Source organism: Vibrio sp. 811 (genome assembly GCF_033339195.1).
In genome coordinates, this window is the sequence record NZ_JAWOUB010000503.1 from 1 (window position 1) to 651 (window position 651).

A 651-nucleotide genomic window follows, 5' to 3' on the forward strand; every position below is an offset into this window, starting at 1 on the left:
AAAGCTCAAGTTATTCATACGTGGCAGCGCCATATCAGGTGCGCCGATCATCATCGGGATCATCCAGTTTGCTAATCCAGTGAACGCGGGCATGACCGCACCAAACACCATCACCAAACCGTGAACCGTTGTCATCTGATTAAAAAATTGCGGATCGACAAGCTGCAAACCCGGCTGAAACAGCTCTGCACGAATGACCATTGCCATCGCACCACCCGTTAGGAACATGGTGAAACTAAACCAAAGATACAACGTGCCGATGTCTTTATGGTTGGTGGAATACAACCAACGAGCAATACCTTTTGGCGCGTCGTGCGAATCGTGGTCGTCTAGCGCAATTGTTGCGTTTGCTGCGGTATGCGCTTCAACGGGTGCCGACTTTACGGCTTTGTCTGCTGGCTTACTCATATTTCCTCCTTGGCACTTTTTTGTGCCTTAAAGGCATTGACGTCGGCCGCTTGAACCGTATCGCCAGTATCATTTCCCCAAGCATTGCGTTGGTAGGTAATTACCGCAGCAATTTCTTGATCACTAAGTTGGTTAGCAAAAGACTGCATCGCCGTCCCTGCGCGGCCATCAACAACCACGCCGATATGTTCGGCGACATCACCTGTCGCGACAGGACTGCCTTTAATTGAAGGGAACGCTCCC

Annotated in this window: 1 protein-coding gene and 1 pseudogene; both read right to left on the reverse strand. The window is 50.5% G+C overall.

Annotation, left to right across the window (positions count from 1 at the left end):
* The coding region (locus R7Q46_RS27735; RefSeq protein ID WP_318078364.1) for a cbb3-type cytochrome c oxidase subunit I at positions 1-408 on the reverse strand (408 nt) is incomplete at its 3' end.
* A pseudogene (locus R7Q46_RS27740) lies at positions 405-651 on the reverse strand (cytochrome c); the annotation flags it as partial. The pseudogene R7Q46_RS27740 and the gene R7Q46_RS27735, both read right to left, overlap by 4 nt.